We start from the raw sequence: 4,617 nt of genomic DNA, 5'->3' as shown, positions 1-4,617 counted from the left end.
TGAAAACATAAAGAAGGAATTAATTTTTAGCAAGTTGTTGAAAATAGAGGAAATTAAAGAAAATCTATCTCACATAAGCTATTTGCGCCCATTTAAAGGTTTAGATGACTTAGCAAGTTAGATTTTCTTATAAAGTGGTGTTATAAATATACTAAATTTCTACTATGCTGTATGGTATATATTTTGATATATAGGTATAAACTCACATTTTCTATTTTTAAAAATAGATACGTATCTAAATCCTAAATAATCCAACATTTCATAAGATTTGTCAAAATCTGCACATACATCTATAGCTCTATGTGAATCAGATCCCAAAGTTATTATTTCTCCACCAAGTTCCTTATATCTTCTAACTATATCTATATTAGGATGTATAGCATCTAAGCCGTATCTATATCCTGAAGTATTTAATTCTATTCCTTTTCCTCCATCTATTATAGTTTTTAAAACTTCATCTAAAATATCTCTATAATCATCATAGATAACCTTATTATCTTCATAAATTGCATATCTATTTATGTAATCCAAATGACCATAAATATCATAATTTTTAAATTCTTTATTAGTTTGTAGTATAGACTCAAAATACTTTCTATATGCTTCTTCTTTGCTAAGTCCTTCAAAATATTCTCTATGTGGTACAGGTATTTTATCTATTGTATGAGTTGAACATAATACAAAATCAAATTTCGTTGAATTTAATATTTTATTTATTTCTTTATTTAAATAACTTTGATATCCAACTTCTATACCTGTCAATAGCTCTATGTCATCGCTATACTTTTCTTTATATTTAGATATTTGTTCTGTATATTTTGGAATATCTAAGGAAAAATGATCTGTATTGTACTCTAGATGATCAGTAAAAGTAAGGCAATCTACACCTATATTTACAGCTCTTTTTATAACATCTTCCATTGTATCCTTTGCATCACTCGAAAAATGTGTATGTACATGATTATCTACTATTTTCATTATAAAACCTCCTATACTTTTTAATTAAATAGTACAAGAGGTTTTTAAATATCGTATTAATTTAAGGTAAATTTTAAGTTATTTTTAAATTTACTTTTGAATTGTTTGAGCTAACTTTTTAGTAAACTCTACAGCTGAATCGTATCCCATTATTTTTTGTCTATGATTCATAGCTGCAACCTCTACTATCATAGCTGTATTTCTACCTGGTTTTACTGGAACTACAAGTTTTTCTATTTCTTTATCTAGTATTTTTTCATACTCTTTGTCTAATCCTAATCTATCGTAGTATTTTTCTTGATTCCAATTTTCAAGCTGAAGAATTAAACTTATTTCCTTCATGTTTTTTACTGCACCAACTCCGTATAAACTTCTAACATCTATTATACCTATTCCTCTTATTTCCATATAATGTCTCAATAGTTCCGGAGCCTGACCTACTAATCTATCATCGTCTAATTTAATTATCTCAACCGCATCATCAGCAACTAATCTATGCCCTCTTTGTATAAGCTCAAGTGCTGTTTCTGATTTACCTATACTACTTTCTCCTTTTATTAAAACACCTATTCCATAGACATCTACTAATACTCCATGTATTGTTACACGTGGTGCTAATCTATGATCTAAGTAATTAGATATCTTATTAATAAATCTAGTAGTATTTCTTTCACTGCTTATAAGTACACGCTCATGTCTTTTAGCAGCTTCAATTATATCCTCATCTACTTCTAATCCTCTTGTAATAACTAAGGCAGGTATATCATAAGAAAATAATTTATCTAAAATTTCTCTTCTTCTTTCTTTATCTATATTTTTAAAATAAGTATATTCTCCTTTACCTATTATTTGTATCCTGTCAAATGAAAAATACTCAAAGTATCCAGCTAATGCTAGTCCTGTTCTATTGACGTCTTGCGAATGAACAAAAAATTCTTTGTCCTCAGGTTGGTAAATTACATTAAGGTCCAAGTCCCTGACGATATCTGATATCGCAACTTTTTCTTGTGATTCCATATCTATTCCTCCGATCTAAAATAATTATAAATATTCTCTGCAGCTGTTTTATTTATACTTTCCACTTCTAGTAATTCTTCAAATGTAGCAGCCTTTATATTTTCAATGCTTTTAAAGTGGCTTAAAAGATTTTTCTTTCTTGTTTCTCCTATCCCTGCTATATCATCTAATACAGATTTAGTAATAGATTTTTTTCTCAAGCTTCTATGATAGGTTATAGCATAATTATGAACCTCTTCTTGTATAGTTGCAACAAATCTATACAAATTTGTTGTTTTATCAAGCACAATTTCTTCAGATTTATTTACTAGTCCTTTTGTTCTATGCTTATCATCTTTAAACATTCCCCATAGAGGTATTTGTAGATTATTATCGTTTAGTACCTTTTGAACCGCACTTACTTGACCTTTTCCTCCATCTAGTAAAATTAAATCCGGTAGGTCTCCGTGCTTAATTCTTCTTCCTATAATCTCTGCCATTGAACCATAATCATCTGGCCCTACTATAGTTTTGATTTTATATCTTCTATATTCTTTTCTATCTTTTTTGCCGTCTGTAAAAACAACCATAGTTCCTATTGAATCCACACCCTGGATATTAGATATATCATAGGCTTCTATTCTTTTAGGTACTTTTTCAAGCTTTAGTAACTCTGTTAGCTGCGTTAGAGCTCCTATGCTTTTTTCGTATTTTTGCTTGTTTAAATGAGAAAATTTATTTAGATACTCCATGGCGTTTCTTCTGACCATTTCAACTAAATTTTTCTTTTCTCCTTTTTGCGGTATTTTAATAGTCACTTTACTTCCTTTTTTGTGGCTTAGCCACTCTTCTAGTATATAATTATCTTCGATTTCTTCATCTATAATTATTTCTTTCGGAATATACTCTTGTTCCATATAAAATTGTTTTACAAATGATCCCAATACAGAGTCAGAAGAACTTCCATCTACTCCTTCTAATATAAAATGTTCTCTACCTATAATTTTGCCGTTTCTAATGAAAAAAACTTGAACGCAAGCTTCTTGTTCTGTTCTAGCCAATGCTATTATATCTTGATTTACATCTGAACTGGAAGCATCTATTTTTTGTTTTTCGATTATTTCCTCTAAATTTTTTATTTTATCTCTGTAGATAGCAGCCTCTTCAAAATTAAATTCCATAGCACATGCATTCATTTTTTCTTTTAAAATCTCTATCAAAGTTTCTTCTTTTCCCGATAAAAACATCAATATCTCATCAATCATCTTTCTATATTCTTCCTTTGATACGTTTCCTGTACATGGTCCTACACATTTTTTGATGTGATGATTTAAGCATGGTCTTGCATTATTTTTAATTGCCTTAGGTATATCCACGTTACAGTTTCTTATCGGATATATATTTCTTATGATTTCTAGAGTATCATTTACAGCACCTACATTTGTATATGGTCCGAAATACTTCGCCTTGTCCTTTAGTACACGTCTTACCTTCATGACTCTAGGGTAATCCTCATTTACGGTAACCTTTATATACGGATATGTTTTATCATCTCTAAGCAAAACATTGTACTTAGGTCTATACTGTTTAATTAAATTACACTCCAATATCAACGCTTCTAATTCAGAATCTGTAATTATATATTCAAAGGAGGCAATATTACTTACCATAGATTTTACTTTAGATGAGTGATTTTTTGATGATTGAAAGTATTGTCTTACTCTATTTTTTAGAGAAATAGCCTTCCCAACGTAAATTATTTTTTTATTTTTATTTTTCATCAAATAAACACCAGGTTCATCTGGCAGTAATTTTAATTGTTCTTGAATATTAAACACTTAAACTTCTCCTTTTTCTATTCAAAATATTTCTTTAAAAATTGTCCTGTATAAGAATTTTCTACTTTTGAAATTTGCTTTGGAGTTCCTGTAGCTACGATAGTTCCTCCATTATCTCCACCTTCTGGTCCTAAATCTATTATATAATCACAGCTTTTTATAACGTCTAAATTATGCTCTATAACTACTATAGAATTTCCTGTATCAGCTAATCTTTGTAAAACATCTATTAATTTTTCTACATCTGCCATATGCAAACCTGTTGTAGGTTCATCTAATATATATAATGTTTTACCTGTTGGTCTCTTACTTAATTCTGTCGCTAATTTAATTCTTTGAGCTTCTCCTCCTGATAATTGAGTTGATGGCTGACCTAGTTTTATATATGAAAGTCCGACATCCATCAAGGTCTCTAATTTTCTTTTTATTGTAGGTATATTTTCAAAGAATTCCAATGCCTCTTCTACATTCATGTCTAGTACGTCAGATATAGTTTTGTCTTTATATTTAACCTGTAATGTCTCTCTATTGTATCTTTCTCCCTTACAAACCTCACAAGGAACATATACATCAGGTAAGAAATGCATCTCAATTTTTATTATACCATCACCTTTACAAGCCTCACATCTTCCACCTTTTACATTGAAGCTAAATCTTCCTTTCTTGTATCCTCTCGCTTTTGCTTCGTTTGTCATAGCAAATAAATCTCTTATATAATCAAAAATACCTGTATAAGTCGCAGGGTTTGATCTAGGAGTTCTACCTATAGGGCTTTGGTCTATGTTTATTATTTTATCTATATTTT

The 4,617-nt window shown here is 29.5% G+C and carries 4 protein-coding genes; all 4 read right to left on the bottom strand.

Annotation, left to right across the window (positions count from 1 at the left end; all coding sequences use genetic code 11):
* Window positions 1-162: 162 nt before the first annotated feature.
* Window positions 163-978 (bottom strand): histidinol-phosphatase HisJ family protein, encoded by an 816-nt coding sequence (locus SPD90_RS02760; protein ID WP_320924229.1) that lies wholly within the window; start codon window positions 976-978, stop codon window positions 163-165.
* Window positions 979-1,068: 90 nt separating this feature from the next.
* On the bottom strand, window positions 1,069-1,995 hold the full coding sequence (gene hprK / locus SPD90_RS02755) for an HPr(Ser) kinase/phosphatase (protein ID WP_320624586.1): 927 nt from the start codon (window positions 1,993-1,995) through the stop codon (window positions 1,069-1,071).
* A gap of 2 nt (window positions 1,996-1,997) precedes the next feature.
* Complete coding sequence (uvrC, locus tag SPD90_RS02750) at window positions 1,998-3,812, bottom strand: excinuclease ABC subunit UvrC (RefSeq protein ID WP_320924228.1); 1,815 nt, start codon at window positions 3,810-3,812, stop codon at window positions 1,998-2,000.
* 17 nt (window positions 3,813-3,829) lie between these two features.
* The coding region (locus SPD90_RS02745; RefSeq protein ID WP_320924227.1) for an ATP-binding cassette domain-containing protein at window positions 3,830-4,617 on the bottom strand (788 nt) is incomplete at its 5' end.

The organism is Intestinibacter sp., assembly GCF_034113885.1.
Lineage (GTDB): Bacteria > Bacillota > Clostridia > Peptostreptococcales > Peptostreptococcaceae > Intestinibacter.
The sequence above is the reverse complement of the archived record's forward strand: the minus strand, read 5'-3'. Positions and strand labels throughout refer to the sequence as shown.